Below are 13,801 nucleotides of genomic sequence, written 5' to 3' on the forward strand. Positions count from 1 at the left end.
CGGGAGGATGCACGAGGATCGCTCGTGTTGAGTAATAAACTAAGGAGAGAGCTATGATGCTCGAACGCGCTCGCGCGCTGGCCGCTGAAATTGTCCGTATTCGCCGCGACATTCACGCTCACCCCGAACTCGGTTTTCAAGAGCACCGCACTGCGGCGCTCGTTGCTGACACCTTGCACGAGATCGGCGGCATCAAGGTGACAACCGGCGTAGCCAAGACTGGCGTGGTCGGTGAGCTTGGCGATGGCGACGGGCCAGTGATCGCGATCCGGGCCGATATGGATGCGTTGCCCATTCTCGAAGAAAATCAGGTCGAATATGCCTCGACCAACCCCGGCGTCATGCATGCCTGCGGTCACGATGCCCATACCGCGATGCTGCTCGGCGCCGCCCACCTCTTGCGCGAGCGGTTCGCCGCCGAGAACCTGCGCGGGAAGGTGCGTTTCCTCTTCCAGCCTTCCGAAGAGGGGTGGGATGACGAGGCCAAGAGTGGCGGTCTGCGCATGGTCGAAGAGGGTGCGCTCGATGGGGTTGATGCCGTGATCGCCCTCCACGTCGATTCGACCCTGCCGCTGGGGCAGGTCACGATCCGCGGCGGCTGGACATCAGCCGCGGTGGACGATTTCAAGGGCTACATCCGCGGCACCGGCGGCCACGGCGCCTACCCACATCTTGGCACCGACCCGGTCTTTATGTTGTCGCATGTGCTTAATGCACTCTTCGGCATCCGCGCCCGTCTGATCAATCCGATGGAACCGGCGATCCTGAGTGTAGGCACGGTGCGCGGCGGTCATGCCTCCAACGTCATCCCCAGCGAGATCTTTGTTCAAGGCACGTTGCGCAGCTTCAGCGAGGAGGTACGGGCCAAACTCGCCCGCGAGGTCGAGCGGGCCTTTGCCGTGGCGGAAGCCTTTGGCGGCAGCGCCGAGGTCAAGATTACTCGTGGCTACCCCGCCGGCTGGAATGACGAACGGGTGGCGGAATGGATGAGCGATGTGGCCGGTGAGTTGCTCGGCCCTGACGCCATTGACCGTTCGCGCACCGGTATGGGAGCCGAGGATTTTGCCTATATGACCAAGAAGGCTCCCGGCGCGATGCTGATGCTCGGCGCTGCCATTGATGATGGTATTATGCGCGCCCACCATACGCCCATCTTCGACATTGACGAGCGCGCGCTGCCGGTGGGCACGGCGATCTTGGCTGAAACGGCCCTGCGCTTCTTGCGCGGCAAGGTGACGTTGTAGAGAGTGGTGGAAATAGGACACGGATTAATACCGAATCAGACGGATTCTGACGGTTGTTCGGATCCGTGCAAATTCGTGTCCTATTATTATTCTTATCCCGCCTCTCATCCCCCTAGCTTCTGCCAGTAACGCGCTAGGCCGCGCCAACTCAGGGTGAGCGGGCCGGTCTGCTGCACGATTGCCGCCTGTTCAGCCGGCGAGAGGGTGGCTGCTTCGTTAGCCAGTGCCGCCTCAAGCACCGCAACACCAGTCGCTTCGTCATGCCCGGCCAGCAGGCTCTGCCGCACGATCTCGGCCCACTGCCGCAACCGCAAGCGGGCATCGGCCAAATGAAACGCCACATCGTCATACGCGCCGAAGTGGGTCAGGCACAACCATTGCGGGTGCAGCCGCTCGATCAGATCGTGGGTACGTCCCCACGCTTCTAGATCGACATCGGGCGGCGGCGTTGCCGGACGGGTCATGCGCACGCCGGGCAAGCGCACGCCGGTATTATCACCCACAAACGCTACCCCATTTGACTCATCAAACCACACCAGATGGTGCTTGGCATGGCCGGGAGCGTCAAAGGCGCGCAAGGTATGACCATTGAGCCGCAACGTCTCGCCGCCGGTATAGACCCGGATGCGTTCCGGCGCAACCGGCCGCACATCGCCCCACAATGCCCCCATCCGATCACCGTACAGTTGGCCCGCGCTATTGAGCAGACGTGACGGATCGATCAGATGCGGCGCGCCACGCTCGTGAACGTGTACGACCAGATGCGGATTTTCAGCCACCAATAGCCCGGTCGCCCCCGCATGGTCGAGATGAATGTGCGACAACACCACGGCCCGCAAATCGGCTACAGTGAGACCCTGCGCATCAAGACCAGCCTTCAGCGCCGGCAACGTGCTGGCCGGCCCCGGATCGACCAGCGCTGGCTCATCACCGAGCAGTAGGAAGGTACCGATCACGTGTGGACGACCAAGATGGTAGATATCGATCAGAGCAACATCGGGTGGGGTGGGGTAGACATCCATACGGTTTGGACAACACCTTTCTGGTACAAAATTGGATTTTTTGTATTATATGCACAGCAACGGCGAACGCAAAACCATGGTCAGCGCCACACTGATTTGTGGCGTTACCTTCATGCAGCACGGCATGGCCGGAGCCGCACGGCAACACCTACATTATGCGTTGTTATAGCACGGTGGGAGCCGCACGACCGTGCGACTCCCTGCCGAGGCACGGTATGATGCAAGCCCCACGGCACTACCTACATTATGCGTTGTTGTGGCATGGTGGGAACCGCACAGCCGGCCTAAAGACCCTGCCGGCACGGTTTGGTGCGAACCGCCTAGCGGTACGATACATCATGTACTGTGATGACATAGTTGGAGTCGCACAGCCGTGCGACTCTACGAGTATGGTTGGCGATTTACGATGATTGGCGGCCATACGGATACCACCACGGCTTGCGCGCCATGGTGAAATCCCAATGGACGTGCTTGGTCTCCAGAAATTCTTCCAACCCCTCTTCACCCAACTCGCGTGCACCGCCGCTAAACTTCATCCCGCCAAACGGCCCGGCATCGTTGTCGGTCAGGGGATCGTTGACCCAGCAGGTGCCGGCCTTGACCTCTTCGTAATACTGCTTGACCTTGCGCGGATCGTTGGTATAGAGATTGGCCCCTAACCCGTAATCGCAATCATTGACCAGCTCAATCGCCTCGTCAAAGGTGCGATAGGTCATGATGGGAATCGTCGGGCCAAAGGTCTCTTCACGCATAATGCGGAAGCTGTGATCAACGTTGGTGAGCACGGTCGGTTCGTAGAAGAAGCCACGACTGAATTGCGGCGGCCGTCTTCCGCCGGTCAAGATGGTCGCGCCGCGCGCCCGTGCCTCTTCGACGTGATCCTCAACCTTGGCGCGGTATTTCTCGCCGATCAGCGGGCCGATGTCGGTGTCAGGATCCATCCCCGGTCCCAACCGCAACGAGCGTACAAACTCCACCAGCCGCTCGGTGAAGGGGCGAGCTATCGACTCATGCACATAGACCCGCTCGGTGCTGGTGCAGACTTGGCCGGCATTAAGCAGCGCCGCCCATGCCACCCCGGGCACCGCCACGTCGAGATCGGCGTCTTCGGCGACGATAAACGCATCTTTGCCGCCCAATTCGAGGTGCGTCTTCTTGACCCGCTCGGCGGCCAGCCGGGCGATCTCGCGCCCGGTGGCAAAACTGCCGGTGAACGCGATCATCTGGGTACGCGGGCTGACCACCAGCTCGCGGCCCACATCACCAAAACCGGTCAGAATGTTGAGCACGCCGGGAGGCAGGTGATCGCAGCATAATTCGGCGAAGCGCAACGTCGCCAGCGGCGTCATCTCACTTGGCTTGAGCACGACCGTATTGCCGGCAGCCAGCGCTGGCGCCACCTTCCACGACATCAGCAACAATGGATAGTTCCACGGCACAATCGCCGCCACCACCCCATACGGCTCCTTCAACACCATCGCCAGTTGGGTCGGCTCAACCGACGGAATCACCCGCCCGCGCGTGTTGCGCTGCAACTCGGCGTAATAGTCAAAACAGGCTGCGCACCAGCCAATCTCATCGCGGTTTTCGACCAGCGGCTTGCCACCCTCCAGTGTCAACAACGTCGCCAGCTCTTCGGCATGCACCCGCATCTTGTGAGCAATCTCGTGCAGGGCATGGGCCTTGTCATGCGCCGTCGCGCGCCGCCACTCACGAAACGCCCGTTCAGCGGCAATCATCGCCTGTTCGGCATCAGCAACCGTTGCCCGCGGTACGTACTCGATCACCTCTTCGGTGGCCGGGTTATGCACCGGAAAGACTTCGCCTTGTGCTGCTGCCTGCCATTGACCGTTAATGAGCATTGCTGGCATGAAACCTCCTTGTTTCGCTTGAATAAAGGTGGATGTATCCTGCACTCCAGCGGGTGCAACGGAACACAGAGTGGGCCAGTATGAAATGTTTGCATCCGCTGCAACAACAGGAGCGGCTCTTATTAATTGTTCAGCATGATCACAGCTTTTGTAAAGGAAATGCCATCGTTTGTCAGCTTGACGGAACGGAGTACAACCTCTATAGTAGGATTGTGAGCAATAGCACAAATGGTGGAGACCTCAAATGATTATCCGGCTGTTTGGTTCTGAACCGACTACTGCTCCCCCAACCTGCCAAGGGCGCCGGCGGCGCTGCCGGCTCGTGCATGACTCACCGCACGTCTACCGCCGCGCATTGATCTACCGGCTTGGCATTGCCGATGGTCGCCGGCCGGCGGTGGTCTTCAACACCATTGCCCAAGCCCTGCGCAACGCCCGCGTTTAAGCCGTCCCTGCCGATTCTTGCTCTAGCAGGCGCAAGGCCTGCCGCTTCATATAGACCAGCAGCGCACCAATCCCGTTCAACCGCTGCGGGCTTAACACCTGATGCAATCCCATCTGCTGGATGAAATCGCTCGACACGGCTAACGCCTGCGCGGGGGTTAGGCCGTTCATCCCCTCGCGCAAGATGGCGGCAAAGCCACGGATCGTCGGTGCTTCCGGCGGCACATCGATATGGTAGACGATCCGCTCACCGTCACGCTGCGCGATTACAAACACCGGCGACATGCACTCATGCACCTGTTCCATCCCGCGGTGATCACGCAATTCGGGCGGCAACGGTGGCAGTTGATCAGAAAATTCCAGCAGAAGTTCTAGTTTCTCTTCACGACTGGCTGCACTGAAATCAGCCGCGATCTCAGCTAGCCGCGGCGGGATGAATGTGTGATCGTTCATACTGCTGATTCCGTGTCAATGAACAACAAAATAGCGTCCTGCATCATACCGCAAGGTAAGGCATACCAACATCTAACGCCACGATGATACGGTGACAGGTATGCGTGGATTCGGCTTCAACTCCCTACGTTCCTATTCCCCATTCCCACCGTTTCAGCGCCGTTGCAACAGGCCGATCAACGCGCCCAACACCCGCGCGCGATATTCAGTTGCAGTGGCGACATTGGCCTGATGAATCTCGAATAGCCTGCTGTCAACCTCTAGGATGCCACCCGGCCCTTCCCGCATCGGCACAGTCGCTTCGCAATCGCCATCGAGCCGGATGATGGTCTTGGCCGCCGGGAGCGGCGTTTCAGCACTGACGAATGGCCCCACCACGACTTACGACGTCGTGACCTCCATTACAGCCGCATCAGCCACGTAAGCAGCCACTTTTGCCGCTGCGCTGCGGATCGAATTTTCTAGTTCGCTGGCATCACAATGCTCCTTATGCGGTGCGGGAGTGGCGAGACGTTGCGGTGCAGCGTCTCTACAGGCATCATACCATCGATTGGCGCACTTCGGCCAATACTTCTTGCACAAATTGCCAGACTGCCGGCAGCGCCATGACTGCGCCAGCCGGTGACGCAACCATGGTTGCGACGATCGCTGCGCCGCGCCCAACCAACCCGAATCAAGCGCAACAGCCCAGCGCGCGAGCGGAGGGCCAACGCCAGTGTTTGATGGTGGAGCGCCGCTTGGGTGGTATCGATATCGGCTATCAGCAGCGAACGTGAATCGCCGTGCCGGTTGATCCGCATGCACCCAATCAATCGCTCGCTCTGCACTGTTTCGACCGTTGCGTACCCGTCGAGCGCCTCACGGGACTGCACGCTCAGGGCCGCAATCTGCTCTTGCGCCGCTTGCCACTGCGCTTGCAGCGCATCGCTCAAGCCAAAACTTACCCCCTCCGACTGCGCTGCCCACAACCCGTTCAGCAAAGCTTGTTCGGCAGGCGGCAGCGCCGTACTAAAACTGATGGCCCCGCTCGCTACTCGCTGCAAGCGTTGCTCGACCGTAGCCAGCGCCACCTCGTGCGCACCAAGCTGGGCCAGCGCCGCGCGCAAGGCCGCCTGCGCCACCGCCGGCTCGTCCGGCAAGCGCGCCTGCCAGATCATATCGGGTTGCTCGCCACGTGAAAAAGAGCTGCCAACAGCCTGCGCTTGCCACGGCCCCGGCGGCGCAATGGCTGCTGGCAACGGCTCGATAACGGTAAAGACCGCATCCATTTGCCTTGCAATGAGCTTAACAGACCTGCCGCTGCCGCCGCAATCGCCCGCCCATCTCGGCCCGGTTGGCTTGTGCCTGTTGCACCATGCTGACGTGAATCGACCACAAGTGCTCATCAACCCCCTCATCGCCGAGCGGCACCGGCACCTGTGTGTCGCCGTCAAGGCTCATGTGAGTGACGGCACGCAGCGTTGCGCCGCGGAAATCTCCTTGCCGGTAGTTGATCGTCTCCGGCGCTTCAGCGACGTAGGTCTCAACCTCCAGATGAGCCGCATCGGTAATCACCTGCTGCAAGGGTGCCGCCAACCGCTCGCCGAATTGCTGCAACGACTCAATCAGTTTCTGCATAGCTTCGGCTAGTTTGTTGCCGAATAAGCCAAAGCTGGCTGCGGCATCGGGCAGCGCCATCGGAATGACCGGTGTCTCCGGCGGCAGGCTGCCAGCGGGCACCGGCGCTGCTGCCCGTACATCTGGCGGCGGTATGACCGGCGGCTCGGCCCCAACCGGCGTACTCGCCAAACGTGGCGCCTCGACTACCGGCGCAGTCTCCGCCCGCGGGCACAGCCGCGCCGCTGGATCACCAACAATGATATAACTCCGAGCATCGTTATGTTCAGTCCAGCGCGTCGCCAACTCAACCGGATTAGAAGCTTGGCCCCAGCGCGCATTCTCAACCTCTTCGGTCAGCACTGTCGCCAATTCGGCGTACCGGTCGTTAAAAAACTCCAGCGCATAGCCGATCGGCGTCTCGGCAACGAGCAACCGGCGCAAGGCACTGCTAAAGGTCTCGATCTGCTTGCCACCGCGCGCATCGCTGAACGAGAATGGCCACGCTCGTTCGACGTGGCCGATAAAGGCGAGCGCGCCGCCGCGCGGCAACCCGAGCAAACGGCGGGGCAAACTAGCGACAAACGCATGCGGCGCCATGGCTGAGCGAACGCCGCGCAGATGGGGAAAATCGTCGTCGCGTGGGCATCCGGCTCCAAAACAGGCAAACTGAAACCCGAACGCGCCTTGCAACGAGGCATCGCTAGCGATGTCGTCACCGGCGAGGTAAAACTGCAGCGGGATCGCGCGGTTGCGCCATGCCTACGGGCCGGGCCAATCGGCGCACAAGATCGCGCCTTAATGAGGTAACTGGCGCGGGTCAACCGCTTCAAACTCGACGCCGTAGCTAGCGGTGAAGAGCAAGGTAGGCGGTTCGGCGTACAACAAGTGGAGCAGCCGGTCTTTGGTGGCCTCGGCGCCGGCAATCAACTCAAACAACCAATCGCCGCATAGTGGATGGTTGGCCAATTCGGCGACCAGCGGTTGCACCAAACCATGCAAACTGCGGCTAGTCGCCATATCGTCAGGATACTGCACGCCGGCGAACACCATGCGCCGCGGCAGAGCTACGCCGTCGCGTTCGGCCTGTACCACGCTGCGGGCATAGGCGGCGTATTCCTCGAGCGTATCGAAGTGAATACGCCCGACCGCATACTGCACATCGAGCTAGTACTGAAAACGGAAAGGAATTGCTTCAGGCGAACGACCAACAACAGATAATAGGGAAACCGATCGGGATCGACCGGCCCGCTCGCCCCACCCTGCCAGCGTAAAAACGCAGCTTTGCCCTCGCCGGGCCGATAGCCTTGCGGACCGAAACACTCGCGGTAGCGCGGGCCAGCTTGCACCTGTCGCCACTGCAACGCCTCGCGCAACGGCGCCGCGTCAATCGTAGCCGGAAAGATCACGCCCCAACCGGCTGCGGCCAGATCGGTGGGATCAACCCCTTCCTTCGCACGAAACGTGCCGCTTGCATCGGCAAGATGCCATTCGCGCAACGCGGCGCGCTGTTCAGGGTCGGGGTCGATCTGATCGGGCGATGGCCGTTCACCGAGGATCAGGCGAGCAAACTCGGCGATTGCGAGTGGCTCGTGGGCGTACTCGCCGCGGCTCGCATTCACGCCATTGAACTAGATCCTCCCATTGGCTATGCTGCTGTTCCTAACCGGCAGTGCCGTTGCAATGCACCGGCGCTCACCTTAGCTGTAGCGAAGGGTGCCAGTCGTTGGCTATTGGGGATGCATCCAACTGCAACGGGCTGACACTTAAATCTGCAAAATATACCCCTTGCCACGCACATTCAACAAATACCGCGGCGCACTCGGTTCAGGTTCGATCTTTTGGCGCAGATGGTGAATATGCGGCTTAATCAGCTCACCCGCCTCAAGATCGGTCGTATCGTAACCCTGCGCGCAGCGCACCAACTGGGTATACGACAGCATCTGCCCGGCATGCTCGGCAAGGCAGAGCAACAGGCGAAACTCGGTCGGCGTCAGGTTGAGGGAACGCCCATTGAGCGTCGCCGTCTGATGCCATGTATCGAGCGTCAGCGGGCCAATTGTCAGCGTGCGTCCAGCCGGTTCGGCTTGCGCTGGCAGCGGCGGGGTCGCTGCCGGCTGGGCTGGTGCCGCTGGCGGCGCTGTAACCGCCACCTTGCCGCCAGTCAGCTCTTGCACTGCCGCGCCGATCGTATCAAGCAGATCGCTCTGGCGGCGACGGGCAGCCCGCTCTTCGAGACCAGCAGCCACGCGCGCCAAGATTTGATTAGGATCACTTGTTTTCAACAGATAATCGAAAATTCCGAACCGGATGCCTTCGATAGCCGAATCAAGCGAACCGTGCCCGGTCAAGACGATAATAATCGCATCATGACCGGCTTCGCGCACTTTGGCCACGACTTCCATTCCCTTCATGCCGGGCATCTGCAAATCGACCAGCATGAGATCAAACGACTCCCGCTCAAATAGCGCCACCGCCTCTTCACCGGAGGCCGCCGTGGTCACTGAATAACCGGCCCGGCTGAGCAAGGCATTCAGAGTCAAGCGGATATTTTGCTCATCATCAACTACCAACACCCGGGGCTGGTTCGTCATAAGAATTTGCGCTCCGTCTCGATTACGACTATAGTTGGGATTATTATTGGCTTATCATAGCATGAGCTGGTAGCATGGTCAACGGTATGCAGAAGAGTATTCCTTAGAGGGGAGCGGACAGGTATGATCGAGCGCGATGATGCGGTCGCATACATTGCCAAATTGGAACGAGACTTGCAGGCGGCGCAGAGCCGGATTGCCGCATTGGAACGAGAAGCGGAGTTGCACGCACGCTACACCCGCGACCTTGACCGACGACTAGCAGCCTTGTTATCAGTTTCGGCGGCGCTTTTGATTAGCCACGACATTGAAGCCATCATCAAGCTCGTCGTCCAACAGGCCGTCGAGCTCTTCCCGGGCACTGCGACCGCTCATATCTACTTGATAGACAATGATCAAGACAGCCGCTTACGTTTACGCGCCTCTGCGCCTGAACGTGCGCCAGCGCCAGCATTCTCGGTCTTGGCTGAAATGGCGGCCAAAGCGCCGCGCGCGCTCTTACTGAGCGGGCCAGAGCTTGAATATATCATCCACCAACAGAATACTGCGCATCCGCTATCGATCGAGGATTGCCTCTGGCCGCAAAGCGTCTTGCTGGCGCCATTGCGCATCGAGCAACAGCGGCTCGGCGCCCTTGTCATCTGCGGCGAGCAGCTCTCGCATCTGTATCACCCGCGCGATCTGCCCTTCGTACAGGCATTGGCTGATCTGACCGTGATCGCGATCGACGAGGTGCAACAGCGCCAACGCGCCGCTGCCTTACAGCGCGATCTGGTGCATACCCAATCGCTGCGCGCCGAAGCCGAAGCCCGTCTCAACGCCGCCCAAGCGCAACTTTTGCAAAGCGCTAAGCTCGCCGCCGTCGGCGAATTGTCAGCCTCGGTCGCCCACGAGATTAACAACCCGCTCTATGCCGCGCGGAATAGTCTGTATCTGGTGGAACAAGACCTGCCCCCCGACGCACCGCAACGCACCTTTCTCGCCATTGCCCAACAAGAGTTAGGCCGGATTGCGCGCATCATCACCCGCATGCGCGATTTCTATCGCCCATCACGTGGCGAGTTGACCAGTGCTAATATCAATGCCCTGCTGCGCGAGACGCTCGAATTGGTGACGACCCATCTGCGCCATAATCACGTCACTGTGCATACACGCTTGGCCAACGACCTGCCTCCGATTGTGGCCCACGCCGATCAACTGCGCCAAGTCTTTCTGAACGTGATCTTGAACGCTTGCGATGCGATGCCGAGCGGCGGTGAATTGACCGTTAGCAGCGAGCTAATTGCTGCCCGTGCCGGCGCACCCGCCACGCTCGCTATTTCGATTACCGATACCGGCGTGGGTATTGCCCCAGAACATATTCCCCATTTGTTCGAGCCGTTCTATACCACCAAACCGCACGGCACTGGCCTTGGTCTCGCGATCAGCGCCCACATCGTTACCCAACACGGCGGACGGATTACGGTTGACAGCCAGCCCGGCGTGGGCACAACCTTTACCATTCTGCTGCCGTTGGAACCGCCACTCACGGCAAGCTGATCGGATAGGCTCAGTTGGCATGCGGCAGAGCTGCATGCCAACGTACCGAGGCCGGCACCGGTCAATCAACTGCCCCTACTAGCGATGGCCGATCCAATCTCAGAGGCTTATTCTGCTTATCTAGGGTTAATGAAAAATATCACAAAGTGATAACCGCCTTTGTTATCGCTTCACTACTGCACGTTGTTGCCTCAGGTCTCGCCGATCGCGCAGCAACCGAGTAGCATTAAGGTCAGAGTATGGCCTTCTGCTACTACCAATACACTCCACAATCTGGAAGCTGGTACCATGGCGGCTTATCGCATTCAGATATACGACGACGATCCAACCGCAGCACTCGTCACCCAGCGTGGCTTGCAGGCATTGCTTGGCGATGAGGTGATTGTGCAGGCGACAACCAACGCCAACGAAGCATGGCTCGCATGCGCCAACGGCAACGTTGATCTGCTGATTGTCGATCCTAGCCCGTATGGCGCAGCCGCCGCCTTGATCCGGGCAGTGCGTACCTATCGGCCCTACCTGCCAATCCTTGCGCTCACTGCCTATGACACTCCCGGCTTGCGCGCGCGAATGCAGGCGCTCGGTGTTGAGCTGTACGCAGCCAAACCTATTGAGCTGCGCGAGCTAGCGCCGTTAGTTTCACAGGCGCTACATCAGGTCGTGTGATCCTCAGTCACAACGCTCTTCGCGGGTGCGTCTCTACATGTGTTATCATGCGCCATATCGGGAAAGGAGAAGCTTATGCCTGCCCTCCGCTTCGATTGGCGCTGGATCGCATTGTTTGCTATTATCATTGTGCTTGCTAATACCCGCAGCCTGCCGTGGCCGCTTACGGCGCTGGCGTTAGCTTTGCCCGCTGGCTGGCTGCTCTATCAGGCAGCGCGGACGCTTGGCATCTCATTGCCCGGCGGTCGGACACCCACCCGTGTGACCTATTGGCGTGGCCGCCGGATCGAGACTAGCGGCCCACCTCGCCGCAATGCACTCTGGGATCGGGCTAATCTTGCGCCCGGCTTGTTGTACGGCGTCGTCGGGCTTGCCTTGGCGCTAGCGGCGCTGGCAGTTGTGGCCCGCAACCTCGGCGTCTAAGGCGCGCCGGTTAAATACCCTTGTGAGGAGCAACGTGATTACTCTGCCCTTCGGTCTCTTTCGCCGCCGCCGCTTGACGACCGAACAGCAAGATGCGCTGCTGAATGAACTCGATGCGCTCTTGCAACGGATCGAGGAGGCGCTCGACCGGTTCGGCTCTGATGTTGAGACCTCTGACCGTAATGCGCTTGCCGGCAGTCGCGCCAGCTTGCGCGAGCTGTTTCTGATTGTGGTCGCTGGCGAGTTTAATTCCGGTAAATCGACCTTTCTCAACGCGCTGCTCGGTGCGCAGGTGCTGCCCGAAGGCGTTACCCCTACTACCGATGCGATTACGTTACTCAAGTATGGCGATGAACCGTTCGATGAACTGATCGAACCCGGTTTGCGTCTGCACCATTATCCCGCCGAGATGCTGCGCCAATTGACCGTGGTTGACACCCCCGGCACCAATGCCGTCATCCGCCAACACGAGCGGTTGACCCGTGAATATATCCCGCGCGCCGATCTGGTCATTTTTCTGACATCGGCTGATCGCCCGTTTACCGAGAGCGAACGCGCGTTTCTTGAGTTGATCAAAGAGTGGGGGAAGAAGGTGGTCGTGGTGATCAACAAAGCCGACATCCTCACTCCCGCCGAACAAGACCAAGTGGCCCAGTTTGTCCGTGAGCATGTCAACCGGGTGCTCGAACAATCACCCGAGTTGTTTATGGTCTCGGCTCGCCGCGCTTTGCAGGCCCGCCAACAAGCTGGCGAAACCGCGGTCGAGCAGTGGCAAGCCAGCGGGATGGCGGCCATCGAACATTTCGTGGTTGATACGCTCGATGAAGAGACCCGCTTTCGCCTCAAGGTGCTCTCGCCACTCGGCGTAGCCCGTCGGATTACGACCAAGTATCTCGAAGCCACCGAAGCGCGCCTCGTCACCCTGCGTGATGATATTCAGGCAATTGACCAGATCGACCGCCAACTAGCTCTCTTTGGCGATGAATTGAAACAAGACGCCGAGTATCATCTCACCGAGATCGATCGCGTGCTGACCACAATTCAAGAGCGTGGCGATCGTTTCTGCGACGAGACGATCCGGCTCAGCCGCATCCGCGAACTCATCGACGGCAACCGGTTGCGCACCGCGTTCGAGCAAGAAGTGATCGGCGATGCCTACCAACAACTCGACCAGCGCATCCAACAACTGATCGACTGGTTGATGGAAAAGAATCTGCGCTTGCAACAGAGCGTTGATGAGTTTATCCAACAGCGCGCGCAGGCTCATCGCGATCGGATGCTCGGCAGCGTCGGCGGCAGTTTTGCCTACAACCGGCAAGCCCTGCTTGAGAGCATCGGCCAAGCGGCGCAGACGGCGATGGCCGGCTATAACCGGCAGGCCGAAGCGCACCAACTTGCCACTGAAGTGCAGTCTTCGGTCGCGGCGACTGCGATCACCGGTGTAGGTGCGTTGGGGTTGGGCGCAACCCTTGTCGCCCTCTTCCATACCGTCTTGCTCGATATGACCGGCATTCTGGCGGCGCTGACCGTTGCCGGACTGGGGTTGGCGATCTTGCCGGCCAAACGTCGCCAAGCCAAAGAGACGATCCGCAAGAAGATCGACGAGGTGCGCAACCAGTTGCGCACCGAGCTGCGCGAGCAGATCGAGCGCGAGAGCGAGCGCACTATCTTGCAGATTCGCGAGCGCAATGCGCCGTTTATCCGCTTTGTGCGCGCTCAGCAAGAGCAGTTGATCGAGCTGCAACGCGCGTTTTCCGATCTTGCCGTCGCAGTTGAGAAGTTGAGCAAGCAGGCGGGCTAGGTGGAGCCGTGTTGCGCTCGTACCCCCGATAAGCTTTCCTGTTCGCGACGAGCGATGGACTGCCAGAGAGCGCGGGCCTCTGGCGAACCCCTAGATCGTTGTCATCGGGTGCGGTGCGAAACAACCCCAACGAGTGCGGGAAGCAGTC

Annotated in this window: 15 protein-coding genes; 6 read left to right on the top strand and 9 right to left on the bottom strand. The window is 59.9% G+C overall.

The genetic code is table 11. The features are described from left to right. Positions 1 to 53: 53 nt before the first annotated feature. Entirely contained in the window at positions 54 to 1,244 is a 1,191-nt protein-coding gene (locus Q1A00_RS04165; RefSeq protein ID WP_298402167.1) for a M20 family metallopeptidase, read from the top strand. A 104-nt stretch (positions 1,245 to 1,348) separates the two neighbouring features. Here the strand turns inward: Q1A00_RS04165 and Q1A00_RS04170 are convergent, their stop codons facing one another. Together Q1A00_RS04170 and Q1A00_RS04175 are read right to left on the bottom strand one after the other, a co-directional pair. Continuing rightward, complete coding sequence (locus Q1A00_RS04170; RefSeq protein ID WP_298402169.1) at positions 1,349 to 2,266, bottom strand: MBL fold metallo-hydrolase; 918 nt, start codon at positions 2,264 to 2,266, stop codon at positions 1,349 to 1,351. Between the two features lie 401 nt (positions 2,267 to 2,667). Beyond that, complete coding sequence (locus Q1A00_RS04175) at positions 2,668 to 4,137, bottom strand: aldehyde dehydrogenase family protein (RefSeq protein WP_298402171.1); 1,470 nt, start codon at positions 4,135 to 4,137, stop codon at positions 2,668 to 2,670. 244 nt (positions 4,138 to 4,381) lie between these two features. On the opposite strand from Q1A00_RS04175, the gene Q1A00_RS04180 reads away from it, so the two are divergent. Next, a complete protein-coding gene (locus tag Q1A00_RS04180) occupies positions 4,382 to 4,582 on the top strand; it encodes a hypothetical protein (protein ID WP_299755397.1) in 201 nt (66 codons plus the stop codon). Here Q1A00_RS04180 and Q1A00_RS04185 read toward each other — a convergent pair. The 7 genes from Q1A00_RS04185 to Q1A00_RS04215 all read right to left on the bottom strand — a co-directional run bounded on the left by Q1A00_RS04185 (position 4,579) and on the right by Q1A00_RS04215 (position 9,224). Then, positions 4,579 to 5,034: a SufE family protein gene (locus Q1A00_RS04185; protein ID WP_298402175.1), complete on the bottom strand. Its 456-nt coding sequence runs from the start codon at positions 5,032 to 5,034 to the stop codon at positions 4,579 to 4,581. The two genes, Q1A00_RS04180 and Q1A00_RS04185, sit on opposite strands and share 4 nt — an antisense overlap. 153 nt (positions 5,035 to 5,187) lie before the next feature. Next, positions 5,188 to 5,412, bottom strand: coding sequence for a hypothetical protein (locus tag Q1A00_RS04190; RefSeq protein ID WP_298402177.1), 225 nt, complete (start codon positions 5,410 to 5,412; stop codon positions 5,188 to 5,190). Between the two features lie 83 nt (positions 5,413 to 5,495). Then, positions 5,496 to 6,302, bottom strand: a complete 807-nt coding sequence (locus Q1A00_RS04195; RefSeq protein ID WP_299755401.1) for a hypothetical protein — start codon at positions 6,300 to 6,302, stop codon at positions 5,496 to 5,498. A 16-nt stretch (positions 6,303 to 6,318) separates the two neighbouring features. Then, the gene (locus Q1A00_RS04200; RefSeq protein ID WP_299755404.1) at positions 6,319 to 7,323 is read right to left on the bottom strand and encodes a hypothetical protein; all 1,005 of its coding nucleotides are present in this window, start codon (positions 7,321 to 7,323) and stop codon (positions 6,319 to 6,321) included. Between the two features lie 105 nt (positions 7,324 to 7,428). Continuing rightward, the gene (locus tag Q1A00_RS04205) at positions 7,429 to 7,791 is read right to left on the bottom strand and encodes a hypothetical protein (RefSeq protein WP_299755407.1); all 363 of its coding nucleotides are present in this window, start codon (positions 7,789 to 7,791) and stop codon (positions 7,429 to 7,431) included. Next, positions 7,698 to 8,252, bottom strand: coding sequence for a hypothetical protein (locus tag Q1A00_RS04210; protein ID WP_298482630.1), 555 nt, complete (start codon positions 8,250 to 8,252; stop codon positions 7,698 to 7,700). Before Q1A00_RS04210 ends, Q1A00_RS04205 begins: the two co-directional genes overlap by 94 nt. A gap of 144 nt (positions 8,253 to 8,396) precedes the next feature. After that, a complete protein-coding gene (locus Q1A00_RS04215) occupies positions 8,397 to 9,224 on the bottom strand; it encodes a response regulator transcription factor (protein ID WP_298402187.1) in 828 nt (275 codons plus the stop codon). A gap of 123 nt (positions 9,225 to 9,347) precedes the next feature. On the opposite strand from Q1A00_RS04215, the gene Q1A00_RS04220 reads away from it, so the two are divergent. From Q1A00_RS04220 to Q1A00_RS04235, 4 genes are all read left to right on the top strand, one after another. Continuing rightward, entirely contained in the window at positions 9,348 to 10,763 is a 1,416-nt protein-coding gene (locus tag Q1A00_RS04220; RefSeq protein WP_298402189.1) for an ATP-binding protein, read from the top strand. Positions 10,764 to 11,051: 288 nt separating this feature from the next. Further along, complete coding sequence (locus tag Q1A00_RS04225) at positions 11,052 to 11,429, top strand: response regulator (protein ID WP_066783877.1); 378 nt, start codon at positions 11,052 to 11,054, stop codon at positions 11,427 to 11,429. A gap of 75 nt (positions 11,430 to 11,504) precedes the next feature. After that, the gene (locus tag Q1A00_RS04230; protein WP_298402192.1) at positions 11,505 to 11,852 is read left to right on the top strand and encodes a hypothetical protein; all 348 of its coding nucleotides are present in this window, start codon (positions 11,505 to 11,507) and stop codon (positions 11,850 to 11,852) included. Between the two features lie 34 nt (positions 11,853 to 11,886). Beyond that, on the top strand, positions 11,887 to 13,653 hold the full coding sequence (locus tag Q1A00_RS04235; protein WP_298402194.1) for a dynamin family protein: 1,767 nt from the start codon (positions 11,887 to 11,889) through the stop codon (positions 13,651 to 13,653). Positions 13,654 to 13,801: the final 148 nt, after the last annotated feature.

The organism is uncultured Chloroflexus sp. (assembly GCF_938091255.1).
In the GTDB taxonomy this organism is placed as follows: Bacteria; Chloroflexota; Chloroflexia; order Chloroflexales; family Chloroflexaceae; genus Chloroflexus.

Coding starts and splice junctions, on each gene's coding strand:
- Q1A00_RS04175 (WP_298402171.1), bottom strand. CDS start 4,137: ATGCCAGCAATGCTCATTAACGGTCAATGGCAGGCAGCAGCACAAGGC.
- Q1A00_RS04180 (WP_299755397.1), top strand. CDS start 4,382: ATGATTATCCGGCTGTTTGGTTCTGAACCGACTACTGCTCCCCCAACC.
- Q1A00_RS04170 (WP_298402169.1), bottom strand. CDS start 2,266: ATGGATGTCTACCCCACCCCACCCGATGTTGCTCTGATCGATATCTAC.
- Q1A00_RS04195 (WP_299755401.1), bottom strand. CDS start 6,302: ATGGATGCGGTCTTTACCGTTATCGAGCCGTTGCCAGCAGCCATTGCG.
- Q1A00_RS04230 (WP_298402192.1), top strand. CDS start 11,505: ATGCCTGCCCTCCGCTTCGATTGGCGCTGGATCGCATTGTTTGCTATT.
- Q1A00_RS04185 (WP_298402175.1), bottom strand. CDS start 5,034: ATGAACGATCACACATTCATCCCGCCGCGGCTAGCTGAGATCGCGGCT.
- Q1A00_RS04225 (WP_066783877.1), top strand. CDS start 11,052: ATGGCGGCTTATCGCATTCAGATATACGACGACGATCCAACCGCAGCA.
- Q1A00_RS04215 (WP_298402187.1), bottom strand. CDS start 9,224: ATGACGAACCAGCCCCGGGTGTTGGTAGTTGATGATGAGCAAAATATC.
- Q1A00_RS04165 (WP_298402167.1), top strand. CDS start 54: ATGATGCTCGAACGCGCTCGCGCGCTGGCCGCTGAAATTGTCCGTATT.
- Q1A00_RS04220 (WP_298402189.1), top strand. CDS start 9,348: ATGATCGAGCGCGATGATGCGGTCGCATACATTGCCAAATTGGAACGA.